This window comes from Jiulongibacter sediminis, from assembly GCF_001306455.1.
Lineage (GTDB): Bacteria > Bacteroidota > Bacteroidia > Cytophagales > Spirosomataceae > Jiulongibacter > Jiulongibacter sediminis.
On record NZ_LGTQ01000005.1, the window covers coordinates 1080621 to 1095029 of the forward strand.

At 42.1% G+C, this 14409-nt stretch carries 15 protein-coding genes; 7 read left to right on the forward strand and 8 right to left on the reverse strand.

Annotated elements, in window-relative coordinates; genetic code table 11:
- Nucleotides 1–47: 47 nt before the first annotated feature.
- The 5 genes from AFM12_RS04825 to AFM12_RS04845 all read left to right on the forward strand — a co-directional run bounded on the left by AFM12_RS04825 (nucleotide 48) and on the right by AFM12_RS04845 (nucleotide 3993).
- Nucleotides 48–1940, forward strand: coding sequence for a RecQ family ATP-dependent DNA helicase (locus tag AFM12_RS04825; protein WP_055144405.1), 1893 nt, complete (start codon nucleotides 48–50; stop codon nucleotides 1938–1940).
- A 60-nt stretch (nucleotides 1941–2000) separates the two neighbouring features.
- Nucleotides 2001–2315 carry a hypothetical protein gene (locus tag AFM12_RS04830; RefSeq protein ID WP_131458191.1) on the forward strand — a complete coding sequence of 105 codons (315 nt, stop codon included), beginning with the start codon at nucleotides 2001–2003 and terminating at the stop codon, nucleotides 2313–2315.
- Nucleotides 2299–3048 (forward strand): phosphoglycerol geranylgeranyltransferase, encoded by a 750-nt coding sequence (locus tag AFM12_RS04835; protein WP_095533193.1) that lies wholly within the window; start codon nucleotides 2299–2301, stop codon nucleotides 3046–3048. The genes AFM12_RS04830 and AFM12_RS04835 overlap by 17 nt, the downstream gene beginning before the upstream one ends.
- The gene (gene folK / locus AFM12_RS04840) at nucleotides 3023–3514 is read left to right on the forward strand and encodes a 2-amino-4-hydroxy-6-hydroxymethyldihydropteridine diphosphokinase (RefSeq protein ID WP_055144411.1); all 492 of its coding nucleotides are present in this window, start codon (nucleotides 3023–3025) and stop codon (nucleotides 3512–3514) included. The genes AFM12_RS04835 and folK overlap by 26 nt, the downstream gene beginning before the upstream one ends.
- 74 nt (nucleotides 3515–3588) lie before the next feature.
- Complete coding sequence (locus AFM12_RS04845; RefSeq protein WP_055144413.1) at nucleotides 3589–3993, forward strand: TerB family tellurite resistance protein; 405 nt, start codon at nucleotides 3589–3591, stop codon at nucleotides 3991–3993.
- On the opposite strand, the gene AFM12_RS04850 is transcribed toward AFM12_RS04845, so the two are convergent.
- Genes AFM12_RS04850 through AFM12_RS04885 form a run of 8 tightly spaced genes read right to left on the reverse strand, consistent with a single transcriptional unit; the run spans nucleotide 3990 to nucleotide 11228 of the window.
- Nucleotides 3990–4784, reverse strand: a complete 795-nt coding sequence (locus AFM12_RS04850) for a thymidylate synthase (RefSeq protein WP_055144416.1) — start codon at nucleotides 4782–4784, stop codon at nucleotides 3990–3992. The genes AFM12_RS04845 and AFM12_RS04850 overlap by 4 nt on opposite strands.
- An 18-nt stretch (nucleotides 4785–4802) precedes the next feature.
- On the reverse strand, nucleotides 4803–5225 hold the full coding sequence (locus AFM12_RS04855; RefSeq protein ID WP_055144419.1) for an OsmC family protein: 423 nt from the start codon (nucleotides 5223–5225) through the stop codon (nucleotides 4803–4805).
- Nucleotides 5226–5263: 38 nt separating this feature from the next.
- Entirely contained in the window at nucleotides 5264–6433 is a 1170-nt protein-coding gene (locus AFM12_RS04860; protein WP_055144422.1) for a trans-sulfuration enzyme family protein, read from the reverse strand.
- Between the two features lie 32 nt (nucleotides 6434–6465).
- The gene (locus tag AFM12_RS04865; RefSeq protein WP_055144425.1) at nucleotides 6466–7032 is read right to left on the reverse strand and encodes a 1-acyl-sn-glycerol-3-phosphate acyltransferase; all 567 of its coding nucleotides are present in this window, start codon (nucleotides 7030–7032) and stop codon (nucleotides 6466–6468) included.
- Nucleotides 7032–8123 (reverse strand): site-2 protease family protein, encoded by a 1092-nt coding sequence (locus tag AFM12_RS04870; RefSeq protein WP_310586848.1) that lies wholly within the window; start codon nucleotides 8121–8123, stop codon nucleotides 7032–7034. The genes AFM12_RS04865 and AFM12_RS04870 overlap by 1 nt, the downstream gene beginning before the upstream one ends.
- 50 nt (nucleotides 8124–8173) lie before the next feature.
- Nucleotides 8174–8794, reverse strand: a complete 621-nt coding sequence (locus AFM12_RS04875; protein WP_055144431.1) for an HAD family hydrolase — start codon at nucleotides 8792–8794, stop codon at nucleotides 8174–8176.
- A 7-nt stretch (nucleotides 8795–8801) separates the two neighbouring features.
- Entirely contained in the window at nucleotides 8802–9755 is a 954-nt protein-coding gene (locus AFM12_RS04880; protein ID WP_055144433.1) for an acetyl-CoA carboxylase carboxyltransferase subunit alpha, read from the reverse strand.
- A 60-nt stretch (nucleotides 9756–9815) separates the two neighbouring features.
- On the reverse strand, nucleotides 9816–11228 hold the full coding sequence (locus tag AFM12_RS04885) for an MBL fold metallo-hydrolase RNA specificity domain-containing protein (RefSeq protein WP_055144436.1): 1413 nt from the start codon (nucleotides 11226–11228) through the stop codon (nucleotides 9816–9818).
- Between the two features lie 130 nt (nucleotides 11229–11358).
- Here AFM12_RS04885 and dacB point away from each other — a divergent pair, with 130 nt between their 5' ends.
- Nucleotides 11359–12786: a D-alanyl-D-alanine carboxypeptidase/D-alanyl-D-alanine endopeptidase gene (gene dacB, locus AFM12_RS04890; RefSeq protein WP_055144439.1), complete on the forward strand. Its 1428-nt coding sequence runs from the start codon at nucleotides 11359–11361 to the stop codon at nucleotides 12784–12786.
- 44 nt (nucleotides 12787–12830) lie between these two features.
- The gene (locus tag AFM12_RS04895) at nucleotides 12831–14345 is read left to right on the forward strand and encodes a bifunctional ADP-dependent NAD(P)H-hydrate dehydratase/NAD(P)H-hydrate epimerase (protein ID WP_055144441.1); all 1515 of its coding nucleotides are present in this window, start codon (nucleotides 12831–12833) and stop codon (nucleotides 14343–14345) included.
- Nucleotides 14346–14409: the final 64 nt, after the last annotated feature.

A 14409-nucleotide genomic window follows, 5' to 3' on the forward strand; every position in this document is an offset into this window, starting at 1 on the left:
TAATAAGACCTAACAAAATTCATATACGAAAGTTTCCCTGAAAAGGTATGCTGAGCAGTTTAGAAATTCTAAAGAAATACTGGGGCTATCCCGGTTTCAGGCCCTTACAAGAAGACATAATCAGCTCAGCTCTTGCCAGAAAAGATACACTGGCACTCATGCCTACAGGAGGTGGTAAATCTATTTGTTTTCAGGTTCCCGGATTACAGGAAGAAGGTGTAAGTATTGTAATAACTCCTCTGATTGCTCTCATGAAAGATCAGGTAAAACAGCTTAGAGACAGAGGAATACGTGCAGCAGCCATTTATTCGGGAATGCCCCATAATGATATAGACCGAACCCTTGACAACTTTGTACTGGGGGATTATAAATTTCTCTACGTTTCTCCTGAACGCCTATTAACTGAAATGATGATAGAGCGGACCAAGCTCATGAATGTCCGTTTTCTGGTGGTGGATGAAGCTCATTGTATCTCAAAATGGGGGCATGATTTTCGTCCCAGCTATCTCAAAATTAAAGAGTTCAGGCAGTTTTGCCCAAAAGTCAGCGTAATTGCACTTACAGCTACTGCAACAGAGATAACACAAAAAGACATCATCAAACAGTTGGAACTTAAAGAGCCGGTTGTTTTAAAAATGAGCTTTAAGCGGAATAATCTGGCCATTTTCTGTACAGAAACAACCACTAAGGCTCGTGCCATAGCTCAGGTTTTACAGGACAAAAAAGAGTCGGCCATTGTCTATGTAAAAACCCGAAAGCAAACCCAGGAAACAGCTCAGTTCCTTAAAAAATGTGGTGTATCCGCTGATTTTTATCATGCCGGACTCACCAATGAGTTAAGATCAGCAAGGCAAGATGCCTGGATCAATAATGAAACGCAGGTTATTGTTTCTACCAATGCTTTTGGAATGGGTATTGACAAAGCAGATGTGCGGTACGTTTTCCACCTTCATATTCCACAGAATATGGAAGCTTATTATCAGGAAATCGGAAGGGCCGGTAGAGACGGAAAACCTTCTGAAGTCTATTTATTTTATAGTGAGGTGGATATTGAAGCTTTGCAATTACAACTTGAGCAGCGATACCCGGCAGTTGAAATGTTGAGTAAAACCTATCAATCGCTATGCAACTATTATAAATTGGCCTATGGCTCAAATCCTCAAGATAGATTTGACTTTGACCTTAACGACTTTATCACGGTTTTTGGGCTAAAGGCAATCCCTACCCACTTTGCTCTAAAACTTCTCGAAAGCCAGGGCATCATTGAGTTATCTGACTCGTATATGGCTCCATCAACGCTAAAATTTACGGTAAGCAATACTGAGCTTTATAAATGGCAGCTAAAAAACGAAACACTTGAGGCTTTCACCAAAACATTGCTTCGCATATACGGTGGTGAAATTTTCACTGATTTTTGCATGATTTCTGAAACAGAAATTGCCCGAGTTTACCATAGTCCGGCATCCACAGTGGTTAAATTGCTGGATCGCCTGCATCAACTCAAAATCATCCACTACCGCAAACAAATCAGCAAGCCAGGAATCCATTTTCTCGGCAACAGGTTTGACGCTCAAAAGCTACCTTTGAATTTTAAGGAAATCAAAGCAAAAAAAGCTCAGGATGAGTCTTCTGTAAATCTGATGATTGACTATGTTCAAAGTAAGAGAAGGTGTAGAATGGCTCAACTGCAGGATTTTTTCGGAGAGGAAAATGCTGGAAACTGCGGCATATGTGACCACTGCAAAACTAAAGCGAAAGAAGAGATTGTGGTTGACAAGATCATAAGGATTGGAAAAGAGATGGAATTGCAATTCCCTGCTAGCCTTAGCGATTTAGAAAAAACGTTTAAGGGTGAGGTAGAACTGGAATATGTGGTTCATTTTTTTATTGACCGCAGCGAGTGGCTTCTCTCAGATGGAAAACTTTTGAAAGCAAACTAACTTCCGCAAAGCTTTCACGTGTTTTTCTTTATTTTTGCTTTACGCAAACTTCTCTTGGATTTGAACAGAACAGAAAAGAAAATAGCTCTCAACAAGCAAATCAGTGATTTCTCAGACGAGCTTAAAGAAAAGGCGGGAGATTTTAAAATTCTTGGAAGAGACCTTCTGATTATTGGGGGTATCCTTACGGCTGGTTTCGCCCTTAGTAAAATGTTCGATGAAGACGAACCTGAAACCCGAACAGAAGAACGAATTCAGCCCGGAGACTCTATATTCGCTTCTGCTTTCAAAGGAGCTGCCACATCGATACTGTTGGCCGTGGCCAAACAAAAGCTTTCTAATTACCTGGAATCCCTGGATGAAGATGACGAATAGTATTCTGGAACATATTCGCTCATTGAGGAAAAAGGGACTTGCTGTTCTCATTGACCCAGATAAGGTCAACGAAGAACAGCTGGAAGAGCTCATCCTTATTTCAATCAATGCTAAAGTTGATTTCTTTTTGGTGGGTGGAAGTTTGATCAACTCAGACCAGTTGGAAAATGTCGTGACTAAACTCAAAGAAGTCAAAAGTATCCCTACCGTACTATTTCCGGGAAATTCACAACATATCAGCTCTGAAGCTGACGCTATTTTGCTACTTTCTTTAATCTCAGGTCGTAACCCGGAGTTTCTGATTGGTCAGCATGTCATTGCGGCACCGGCCTTGAAAAGATCTGGACTTGAGATTTTGTCAACAGGTTATATGTTAGTCGACGGAGGAAGACAAACTACCGCCTCTTATATCAGCAATACTACTCCATTACCGCATAATAAACCTGATATAGCAGTAGCCACCGCCATGGCGGGAGAAATGCTGGGGCATAAATTAATCTATATGGACGCCGGCAGTGGAGCAGATCAAACTATATCTGCGGAGATGATCAGTGCTGTAAAAAAACAGCTTGACATTCCTCTTATCATTGGTGGTGGAATAAATACGCCTGAAAAGGCAGAAAAAGCCTGGCAAGCCGGTGCCGATATTATCGTTATTGGCAATGCCACCGAAAAAGAGCCCGGCTTTATTACCGAAGTTTCAAAAATTGCAGCAGAACCCTCTTACAAATAAAAAGCATCGGGCTTTTCTTGCTCTGGGCTCAAACCTGGGAGACCGGCAAAAGACTCTCCTTCAGACTGTTGGCCTAATTGAGAGACGGATTGGACAAGTATCCCAAAAATCATCTGTGATTGAAACGCCCGCTTGGGGAGTTACTGATTTACCGGATTATCTTAATCAGGTGTTGGAGGTCTACACCGAACTTTGGCCTCTGGATTTGATAAAAACCACTCTGGAAATTGAAAATGAATTAGGTCGCGAGCGAAAACAGAAATGGGGTAGCAGAAGCATTGATATTGATATATTATATTTCAATGACTGGCATTTTAGTACGCCGGGTTTGATTATCCCGCACCCCTTTATTGCTCAACGCGATTTTGTTCTCAGACCCCTATGTGAAATTGCTTCGGATTTTGAGCATCCTGTTTTAAAACAGAACAACTTCTCTCTTTTTAGTGGCTTAAAACATGAGCAATAGCAGCTTCTGACCTAATTCGTGTGCCTTTAAAGTCTCCTATTGTTTGATACATTTACATCAAAACAAAGCCGATTATGAAACCTTCAAATGAAACAATGCTGGCATTTTATCAGCAACTGGGTAAAGTCTTTTATGGAATCGCACACGTTGATGGAACCGTGAGGTTTGACGAAGTAGAAAAACTAGATACCATTGTAAAAAATCATTGGCTGCCGCTGGAAGACACTTTTGATGAGTTTGATACTGACTCAGCCTACCAGATAGAAATTGTTTTTTCATGGTTGAATGAGAACGATTGGGATCAAAGCTCTATTCTTTCAGATTTCAAAGATTACATAAAAGAACATCCAAAGCTATTCTCAAAAGCGAATCGTCAGCTCATTTATGATACTGCGGAGCAAATCGCTGAGTCATTTCATGGAATGAACAAAAAAGAGAAGAGTTATCTAATAGAACTCGGTCACCTGCTGGATGACTAAACCGCTACGGGAGCTTTGATGAGTGGATGCGGATCATACCCCTCCACTGCGATATCATCATAAGTAAAGTCAAAAACAGACTTCACATCTGGATTTAAAACCAACTTTGGAAGAGGTTTGGGCTCGCGTCCAAGCTGCTCATTTACTTGCTCATGATGATTTGAGTAAATGTGAGTATCGCCCCCAGTCCAGACAAAATCTCCGACATCGAGGCCACACTCTTGAGCAATCATGTGTGTCAGAAGAGCGTATGAGGCAATATTGAAAGGCACCCCAAGGAAAACATCTGCACTTCGCTGATAGAGTTGACAACTCAATTTCCCTTCGGCCACATAAAACTGAAACAATGCATGACAAGGCATTAAAGCCATTTCTGAGAGCTCGCCGACATTCCAGGCAGAAACAATAATTCGACGAGAGTCCGGTGAATTTTTGATCTGATCAATGACCGTTTTCAACTGGTCAATACTCTCTCCAGTTGGTGTTGGCCAATTTCTCCATTGTTTACCGTAGACAGGACCAAGGTCACCGTTTTCATCGGCCCACTCGTTCCAGATTCTAACCTTGTTCTCGGTTAGATATTTGATGTTAGTATCGCCTTTGATAAACCATAATAACTCATGAATCACAGAAGGAAGGTGAATTTTTTTGGTGGTCACCAAAGGAAAACCCTCCTGAAGATTGAAACGCATCTGATAACCAAAAACACTCTTGGTTCCGGTTCCGGTACGGTCTTCTTTCTCCGCTCCGTGGTCAAGAATGTGCTGTAAAAGGTCCAGATACTGTCTCATTTTATTTCAAGGGTTTATTTAGTCAAGGATTTCGTAGGAATGCGTAATTTCAGCTGAAGCACTTAACTGAGCTGTGGCTGAGCAATACTTCTCCATTGAGAGTTTGATGGCTCTTTCAAGACGTTTTGGATCAACCTCACCTTTCAATTGAAAATGCAGATTGATTTTGGTGAAAGGCGACATTTGGGTTCCTTCAATGGTTTCCCTCTCACCTTCAACAATCACTTTGTAATCTTCAATCACCTGCTTTTGCTTTTGCAAAATAAGCACAACATCAATGGAAGCACAGCCTCCAAGACCCATCAAAAGCAATTCCATAGGCCTGTTGCCCAAATTATGACCACCAACTTTCTCGGAGGCATCAATATGTGTCAAAACATCTGAAGAACCTTTCCCGGTAAAATGGAAGGCGTCATCAACACGCGTTAGTTCTATTTTCATCAATCCAGTCTTATATCTTGCGTCTTTTATCTTATATCTTATACCGACCCCTCAATCGCCTGCGTAAAGTCCTCAATCAAATCATCGATATCTTCAAGGCCAACGCTTACTCTCATCAGCCCTTGGGTGATACCCAAAACGTCTTTTAAATCCTGAGCCACCTTGGAGTGGGTTGTGGTATTCGGGTTTGTAATGGTCGTGCGGCTGTCACCGAGATTCGATGTCTTTGATGGTATTTTTAACAATTTCGTGAATCGAATAATTCGCTCAAAACCACCTTCAAGGTCGAACGTTACCAAGGCACCGCCGCTTTTCATTTGCTTTTTCGCCAACTCAACCTGTGGGTGAGAATCCAGAAACGGATAATTGACGGTTTTCACTCCTTTCAGCCCCTGCAAGGCATTTGCCAGCTTCTCCGCATTACTGCAGTGACGCTCCATTCTGAGGTAGATGGTCTCCAAACTTTTTGACAAAACCCAGGCATTGAACGGCGACATGGCCGGGCCGGTATGACGGCAAAAGAAAACAATGGGCTCCATCATTTCTTCGGTACCACAGATGATTCCTCCCATTACACGCCCTTGCCCATCCATAAACTTGGTTGCAGAATGTACAATCAGATTTGCTCCGAATTCGCCTGGTTTTTGAATAATAGGCGTTGCAAAGCAGTTATCGACGTAATAAATCAAATTATGTTTTTTTGCTACCCGACCAATCATTTCCAGATCTACCAAAGCCAATCCAGGATTTGAAGGCGTCTCCAGATAAACCATTTTAGTGTTTTCCTGAATGGCGGCCTCCCATTCCTCCTCAGAGGCTGAAGAATCTAGATAAGTATAAGTGATACCCCACTTGGTCAAAATTTGAGTGATAATCTGATGAGCAGAGCCAAACAAAGCATTACTCGCCACCAAATGATCGCCTGACTTCAAATGTGCAGCAAAGCCCGCAAAAACGGCGGCCATACCAGAAGCAGTGGCAAAACCGGCCTCCATGCCCTCCATCATACACACCTTATCAATAAACTCCTGAACTGAAGGGTTTGAATATCTTGAGTAAATATTCCCCTCAATCTCGTTATTGAAAAGGGCCTGTCCCTCACCGGCGTCTTCAAACGTAAAACTACTGGTAAGAAACAAAGGCGTCGAATGCTCTTTATGCTGTGAGCGTTCGGTTTGAATTCTGATGGCTTTTGTTGTTTCTTTCATTCTTGTTTGAGTTTCATGATTGAAACTCTTCTTTATTCAAAAATTCCTTTTTCGTAATTGGTTATCCAATCTTTATTGACATTGTGAATGGTCTTAAAAAATGGCACAAACCACTCCTGCATGTCTTTTGCAAAGTTACCGCTTGGGCTAAAAGGATCACCAATAATCACGTCCTTTTTCTCAAAATCAAAAGCGACCGGAATGATTGGAATTTCACCTCCGACGGCCATGTAGTAGAACCCGGTTTTGAGTTTTTGTACATTTCCGCGTGTACCTTCCGGAGCCAGAGCAAAAAGCATATCATCAGCCGATTTTATGGCTTTGGCGTAGCTTTCCACAAGATTCATGTTTTTTGATCTTACCACTGGAGTACCACCCAAAGCTTTGAAAATAAAGCCAAAAGGCGGCTTAAAAAGCTCCTCTTTACCCAAATAACCTATTTTCTGCCGCATAGTGGCACGGGCACCTAATCCCACAAAAAAGTCCTGCCATTTGGTGTGCGGACAAACAGCCAGAACCGCCTTCTTCAAATCATGAGGTACTGAACCCGTGACTTTCCAGCCGGCGAGTTTGAAGAAAAAACGAAAAATGGCATTCATCAGTAAAATGGATAAGGGCTAAAGCAAAGCACAAAAATAAGCAGACTTAGCCAACCTAAGATTATACGGCCTGTACTTAGTGGTTCTTTATCCTCTACTGGCGGGTGGTAAACTCCTAAAACCCTTCCTAATAAAAATGAAAAAGCGAGAAAGCCCGAAAAGCCCACGGCATTTGGGAAAAACTTGCTCACCAAAAGTTGAGCAAAGACCACTGCCAGAGCCACTACCCAATTTGTCTTTCGATTTCTACTGATTCGACTAAAGCAGAGATAAATGAAATAGATGTAGAGCAGGAAATTGAAAAGACCTGAAAACCCTTCATCAAACGTCTTTTGCTGGAGTTCGTCGACTGTAAAAAAGCCAAGACCGGAGAAGAAGACAAAGCCTGTAAAAAGAACAGGGGATACCTGATTAAAACGTTTTTCACCAATAAGGGAGAAGAGAATATGCCCTCCATCCAATTGCCCGATGGGCATCAGATTTAATGCCGTAAAAAAGAGACCCAGAAAACCAGCCAGAATAAAAGGATAATGCGGAAGCTCGTTTGGATGGGGCAAGAGACTGGCATCACCAAAATAATCACGAATGAAACCTGATAAGAAGCTATCCCCTACTCTAAGAGCAAGGCCTTCATCCAGTTCATCATACACGTATTTGCCATAATCTGCACCATATTGCTCATACTCGGGATGAATGTCAAAAACGAAATCTGTACCCGGCATGGTGGAATAACCATAAATCAATGCCGCCAAGGCAATCACAAAACCTGCAAGTGGTCCAGCTATTCCAATATCGAAATAATTGACCCGGTTTTTAATCTGATCTTTAATACGGATGAAGGCCCCCATTGTGCCAAAACTCCCGATTATGGCAAACCAAAAAGGAATATAGTAAGGCAATGTGACATCCACTTTTTTCTTTTTTGCCATAAAATAGTGGCCGAACTCATGAACTGTCAGAAAGCCCAAAAACGGCAACGCATAGCCTACGAAACCTTTTCTGAGATACATCCAGTTTAAACCTTCATTCAGAACGGACTTTCCGGTCACCCATTCCATCCCGGCAAAAGTGGTCACAATGACCGTTGCCAAGAAAAGTCCGAGTTGAATAAGTAATGTCTTTTGCTTTTTTTCCAAAATGATCAGAGATCAAAATAATCTGTTAGGTCCCTGCTTTGAGGGTCATGAAAAATGGTTTGAAAACCTATCTCCTTTGCCGTTTGTATGTTCAGCTCATTATCATCAATAAACAAAACATCGCCTGCCGGCATTCCGATTTCTTCCAGAACTTTGAGATAAATTTCTTCATCTGGCTTCCAGAGTCCCATCTCGTAACTCAAAAAAAGTTTATTGAAAAGCAACTCTATAGATGAAATACCATGCCGTGCCTGAAAAATCTTGTTGGAGGCTTTGATGTGAATGTTATTGGTATTGCTTAGTAAATAAAGCGGATAACGGCCTTTAAGCTCCAGCAAGAGTTCAACTCGTTTATTCGGTACGTCAAGTAAAAGACTGTTCCAGGCTTTGTCTATCTCGTGATCACTGAACGGATATCCGATCGTTTGCCGCACAATTTCCCTGAACTCATCATCATCAAACATACCGCTTTCATACCGTCTGAAAAGTTGGCTATCTGTGATTTTTTGCCTGATTCGCTCCACAGACTTCCCTGAAATTTCAGCAAAAGCTTCTACGGTCAATTCAGGATTGATATTGATGATGACATTCCCGAAGTCGAGTAAAACCGCTTTGTAGTTGCTCATGAATTTACTATTCCACTACCACACCCATAGAACAGAACTTGTCAATTCGGGCGTCAATTCGGTCTGAGGGCTTTTGCTTTGCAAGCGTCTTAATTTCTGAAAGAATGGTCTTCTTTAAGGTCTCGCCTGCTTTTTCAAAATCAAGATGAGCACCTCCGCGAGGTTCAGGTATGATGCCATCAACGAGACCAAAGCCCTTCATATCTTCTGCAGTAAGTTTAAGGGCATCAGCTGCCTGCTCCTTAAAATCCCAGCTTCTCCATAAGATGGTTGAGCAGTTCTCGGGTGAGATAACAGAATACCATGAATTCTCCATCATCAGCACACGGTCACCGATACCAATTCCTAAGGCTCCACCGGATGCACCCTCACCTATCACGACGCAGATCACAGGTACTTTTAAGGTCATCATTTCTTTGATATTTCTGGCGATAGCCTCTCCTTGTCCCCTTTCCTCAGCCTCAAGACCTGGAAAAGCACCAGGAGTATCTATTAAAGTCACCACAGGTATATCAAACTTTTCAGCCATATGCATCAGACGCAAAGCCTTTCTATACCCCTCAGGATTTGGCATACCGAAATTGCGATACTGACGTTCCTTAGTTTTACGGCCTTTTTGCTGGCCGATAATCATCACCGTTTGGCCATCAATATTACCGAAACCACCAACAATTGCCGGGTCATCTCCTACGTTTCTGTCTCCGTGAATTTCATGAAACTCCTCACACATCATTTGAATATAATCCAAAGAATAAGGTCTGTCAGGGTGCCTTGAGAGCTGCACACGCTGCCAGCGGGTCAGATTAGTAAAGGTTTCTTTTCTCAATTCTTCAATGCTGTTCGTAAGATTTCTCACTGCTGAGCTCACATCTACATTATTCTCAGAAGCCAGTTTCTTCATGTCTTCTAATTTAGCTTCTAACTCAGCAATGGGTTTTTCAAACTCAAGTAAAGTTCTCATTTATTCTATTTTCGGTGGGCTTCAGCCCAAACAATTTTCAAATTCAACGGAGGGTCAAAACTACAATTCAAATTGTTCTCCCCAGTCAGGCATCTCAATATTTTTGAAGCCTTTTTCTTCAATAATAGATTTAAAGTTAAGCATGGAATCTGTTTCGCCATGAACCAAAAACACCTTTTTTAGTTTTTCAGGGTCTTGCTGATCGATAAAGTCGATCAAATCATCGAGGTCTCCATGACCGCTGAAAACATCCGTAGAAATGATATTCGCATTAACCTCTTTTCTTGCTCCTTTAATAACCAACTCTTTAATATCCTTACTTCGAAGTTTAGCCCCAAGGGTGTTTTCAGTGGTATAACCAATGAACAAAATGGTAGCGTAAGAATTTTCAATATTCTCAGCCACGTGATGCTCTACACGTCCACCCTGGACCATTCCTGAAGAGGAAATAATGATACAAGGCTCTGAATGAGAGGATACCGCCGCTGACTCCTTACTTGACTTTAAATAATGAAGGTTTTCAAAGTCAAATAATCCTTCTTCCAGTTCCTTAAACTCCCTTGCTTCTTCATTGAGGTACCTTGAGTATTTCTCATGAATTTCGGTACTTGATCTAGCCAAAGGGCTATCCGTAAAAACTTTAATCGGCTTTATGCCCTGACTTTCGTAAAGTTTATTCAATGTATACAATAAAGCCTGCGTCCGTCCGACACTGAAAGATGGAATGATAATCCGGCCCGGTTTATCTATGCAATTTTCCTGAATTATTTGTTTTAGCTTATCAACAGGATCGTCCTGATCAGAGTGCCTGCGTTGTCCATAAGTGGTTTCACAAACCAAATAATCGACCTCCGGTACGGGATCGGGATCGCTTAGAAGGGGATAATTTTTACGACCAACATCGCCTGAGAAACAAATGGATTCAATACCTCCATCTTTTTCATACTCAATTAGAATATGAGCGGCTCCTAATAAATGTCCTGCCGGAATAAAAGTGACCCAGGCATTGTCTTTAAACTTGAAACGTCGGTTAAACGCCAGCGGAACAAAATTGTCGATAGCGATCTTCACATGATTACTCATGTAAAGCGGCTCAGTCTCAATTGACTTATACTTTTTTGAAAGTTTCCCTGATTTTTGAATCTTTTTTATTCTCCGTTGATGCAAACCAGCTGAGTCATAAAGCAGAATTTCTGCCAGATCAACGGTAGGTTCAGAGCATAAAACCTGCCCTTCATAGCCTTCTCTATATAAGTTCGGGATTTGACCACTATGATCAATATGAGCGTGGGTCAGTAAAACAAGATTGATCATACTGGCATCAAACGGAAACATACCGTATTCCATTTCCCGCTCTTCTTTAGATGAATCCAGATCTGTTCCGCAGTCTATCAAAATACGGTAATCATCAAGTTCAAGCAAAAACATACTGCCTGTTACTTGTCTTGCCGCACCGAAAAAGGATAATTTCATGTATTCAACTACGTATTGTACCCGGGGCCGGGGTCGAACCCCAGTTTTTCCGACAAAATTGTGTATTGTTGTTACAGTCTTGTCGTTTAAAGGCGACAAAGATAAGTGATTTAGTTTTACCTTTTTCTCTATGAAGTTTATTGCCCTTATCCTTTTACAACTCTCCGGTCTGCAAAGCGAGCTGATCCGCGAACTCACCGATTTTCAGAATCAACCTGATATTCAGCATGGTACTGTTGCAGCTCACATTCAAAGGGTTTCTGACGGTAAGGAAATGGTAAATTTCAACGCCAACAAAGCTGTAAACTCTGCCAGTACGCTAAAACTAATTACCACCGCCACCGCCCTGGGGTCGCTCGGTGCAGAATATAAATTCAAAACGGATGTCGGTTATTCAGGAAAAATTAGCGGAAATCAACTTAACGGCGACCTGATTATCATTCCTGACGGTGACCCAAGCCTGGGATCAGAAAGGAGTCCACTTCAATTTAATGAGATCATCGAGGATTGCATTACCCCACTCAAGGCTCTGGGAGTTCAAAGAATTACCGGCAACGTAATCATCAGAGACTTAAGCATATACTCTTATGACGTGCCCGACTCCTGGATATGGGGTGATTTAGGGAATTACTATGGAGCTATACCCCACCAATTTAATATCAATGAAAACAAGTATACTGTCTATTTTAACCCGGGACATTCGGTAGATGAACCTACCGAGATCTACAGTATTATTCCCATGAATCCTAACTGGCGAATAATCAATAACGTTAAAACCGGTAAGGCAGGAAGTGGTGATCAGGTTTACATTTACGCAAGCCCTTCTTCAGAAACTATCCTGATGAAGGGAACCGTGCCTTTAGGAGAGAATCGCTTTGAGGTAAAAGGGTCAATTCCTAACCCCGCCGGGCTATTCAGATATGAACTTATTCGACAACTAAATGAGAATGGTATTGAGGTGGAGCAATCAGCCATTGAGCCTAACCCCGCTGAGATTATCGAAATCACGGACTTTCATCTGCTGCATCGTTTTCTCTCTGAGCCATTATCAAAACTTGCTCAGGATTGTAATTATAACAGTATCAACCTATATGCCGATGCCTTTTTACACCAATTTGGAGATAGTGGATTCAGCAATTTTGAGTCAGGCCTTGAAAATATGAAGGACTACTGGCTACAAAAAGGGCTTTCACTTGGAGGCTTCAACCCTAAAGATGGTAGTGGCCTTTCACCTTCGGGTGTGATAACCACCCAAAACATGACTGACATCTTGGCTAAAGCCAGTAAAGAAATTTTCTTTCTCCCGTTTTTTGAGTCCATTCCTGTATACGGCGAAAGTGGATCCGTGAGATATAAAGACCGTGGAAATGCTACCAGAGGACGCGTCAGAGCCAAAAGCGGGTATATTGACGGCACCCGTGCCTATGCCGGTTATGTAGAAGATAAAACCGGTGAGCTCTATGCTTTCATGATTTGCGTGAACCGTTATGAACCTGAAGCCCGAAATAAGGTCCGTTTGTTCCTGGATAATTTTGTGGTAAAAATGGGTTCAAGATAAGTTTAGTTTTCGCTTAATTTGAAAACACTTTTGAGTACAACCCTATGAAAATTTTATCAGCAGAACAGATTCGCGAAGCGGATCAATATACCATAAAGTACGAACCCATTGTTTCTTCAGAGCTGATGGAAAGAGCAGCATCTAAATGCTCTGAATGGCTCAGAAAGAAATATGACATACATTACAGCTATCAGATCTTTTGCGGAGTAGGCAATAATGGCGGTGATGGCCTGGCTATAGCCCGTCAGCTGTTTCAGAAAGGTTTTGATGTCAAGGTCTATCAGGTGGCATTTTCATCAAAGAAATCACCTGACTTTATTCTGAATGAAAAGCGAATTCAGGATATGGATATTCCATACAAAATTATCAAAAGACCTTCTGAGTTCCCACCGATTAAGCAGCAGAAAAATATTGTCATCGATACGCTTTTCGGAAGTGGCCTTAACAGGCCTGCCAGAGGTTTGGCGGCTGACATGATCAGCTACTTGAATCAGGAATCCAGGCACACGATCAGTATTGACTTGCCTTCGGGACTCTTCCCTGAGGACAATTCTGAAAATGACATGGACTTTGTGATCAAAGCCAGGCATACGTTGACTTTTGAGTTACCAAAACTCGCCCTTCTTTTCCCCGAAAACGGCCCCTTTGTTGGTCAGTGGCATCTTTTACCAATAGGACTTCACCCAAGATTTATTTCTGAAGCTGAAACGAACTATCATTTCCTTACTCTGGAAGAAATCAAACCATTGCTACAAAAACGTAAAAAGTATACGCATAAAGGGAGCTTTGGTCATGTCAAAATTGTAGCCGGAAGCCGGGGAAAGATGGGTGCAGCAATTCTCGCCACGAAAGCAGCCCTGAGAAGCGGAGCCGGGTTGGTAACCGCTCATATTCCGGGTTGCGGTCTGGAAAGCATGCAGACTAGCACCCCTGAAGCCATGGTTGAAGAAAATTCAGGAACTAATATTCTTCAGGAGAGTTCGGTAGAAACAACTGGTTATTCACTTGGGATTGGCCCGGGAATCGGCAAGGACCATTCAACCAAAAACTTTCTGAGAGCCCTTCTAAAAAACTGTAAATCTCCGGCTGTTTTGGATGCCGACGCCTTGAATATAATTGCAGAAGACGAATCCTGTCAAAAACTGATTCCTGCTCTAAGTATTCTGACGCCCCATCCTAAAGAATTCCAACGTATTGCCGGCGAGTACAAGGGCGATTTGGAAAAACTACAGAAACAGAAAGATCTGGCCAGAAAATTAAATTGCATTGTTGTTTTGAAAGGGGCACACACCAGTATTTGTATGCCGGATGGAAGAATTTACTTCAATTCTACCGGTAATCCGGGTATGGCAACCGGAGGCAGCGGAGATGTCTTAACCGGTCTCATCGCTGGTTTACTGGCTCAAGGGTACTCCCCCGAAAACACCGCATTGATTGCTGTTTTTCTTCACGGAATGGCCGGGGATTACGCCGCTGCTGAAGAATCAGTAGAATCGCTCATCGCCAGTGATTTAATCCATCAGTTCGGTAAAGTCTTCAGAAATCTGATAGATTCTTAATTCTACTGAGCGTAAGATGAGAAACGCCTATGAGTCAGCCCAAAAATAAGGGCTCACTTGCTAT

What these genes read in the sequence shown, in the direction of transcription:
- AFM12_RS04855 (WP_055144419.1), bottom strand. Translation starts at nt 5,225, where the DNA reads ATGAAAATAGAACTAACGCGTGTTGATGACGCCTTCCATTTTACCGGG.
- AFM12_RS04875 (WP_055144431.1), bottom strand. Translation starts at nt 8,794, where the DNA reads ATGAGCAACTACAAAGCGGTTTTACTCGACTTCGGGAATGTCATCATC.
- AFM12_RS04835 (WP_095533193.1), top strand. Translation starts at nt 2,299, where the DNA reads ATGAAGATGACGAATAGTATTCTGGAACATATTCGCTCATTGAGGAAA.
- AFM12_RS04845 (WP_055144413.1), top strand. Translation starts at nt 3,589, where the DNA reads ATGAAACCTTCAAATGAAACAATGCTGGCATTTTATCAGCAACTGGGT.
- dacB (WP_055144439.1), top strand. Translation starts at nt 11,359, where the DNA reads ATGAAGTTTATTGCCCTTATCCTTTTACAACTCTCCGGTCTGCAAAGC.
- AFM12_RS04825 (WP_055144405.1), top strand. Translation starts at nt 48, where the DNA reads ATGCTGAGCAGTTTAGAAATTCTAAAGAAATACTGGGGCTATCCCGGT.
- AFM12_RS04885 (WP_055144436.1), bottom strand. Translation starts at nt 11,228, where the DNA reads ATGAAATTATCCTTTTTCGGTGCGGCAAGACAAGTAACAGGCAGTATG.
- AFM12_RS04850 (WP_055144416.1), bottom strand. Translation starts at nt 4,784, where the DNA reads ATGAGACAGTATCTGGACCTTTTACAGCACATTCTTGACCACGGAGCG.
- AFM12_RS04895 (WP_055144441.1), top strand. Translation starts at nt 12,831, where the DNA reads ATGAAAATTTTATCAGCAGAACAGATTCGCGAAGCGGATCAATATACC.
- AFM12_RS04865 (WP_055144425.1), bottom strand. Translation starts at nt 7,032, where the DNA reads ATGAATGCCATTTTTCGTTTTTTCTTCAAACTCGCCGGCTGGAAAGTC.
- AFM12_RS04860 (WP_055144422.1), bottom strand. Translation starts at nt 6,433, where the DNA reads ATGAAAGAAACAACAAAAGCCATCAGAATTCAAACCGAACGCTCACAG.
- AFM12_RS04880 (WP_055144433.1), bottom strand. Translation starts at nt 9,755, where the DNA reads ATGAGAACTTTACTTGAGTTTGAAAAACCCATTGCTGAGTTAGAAGCT.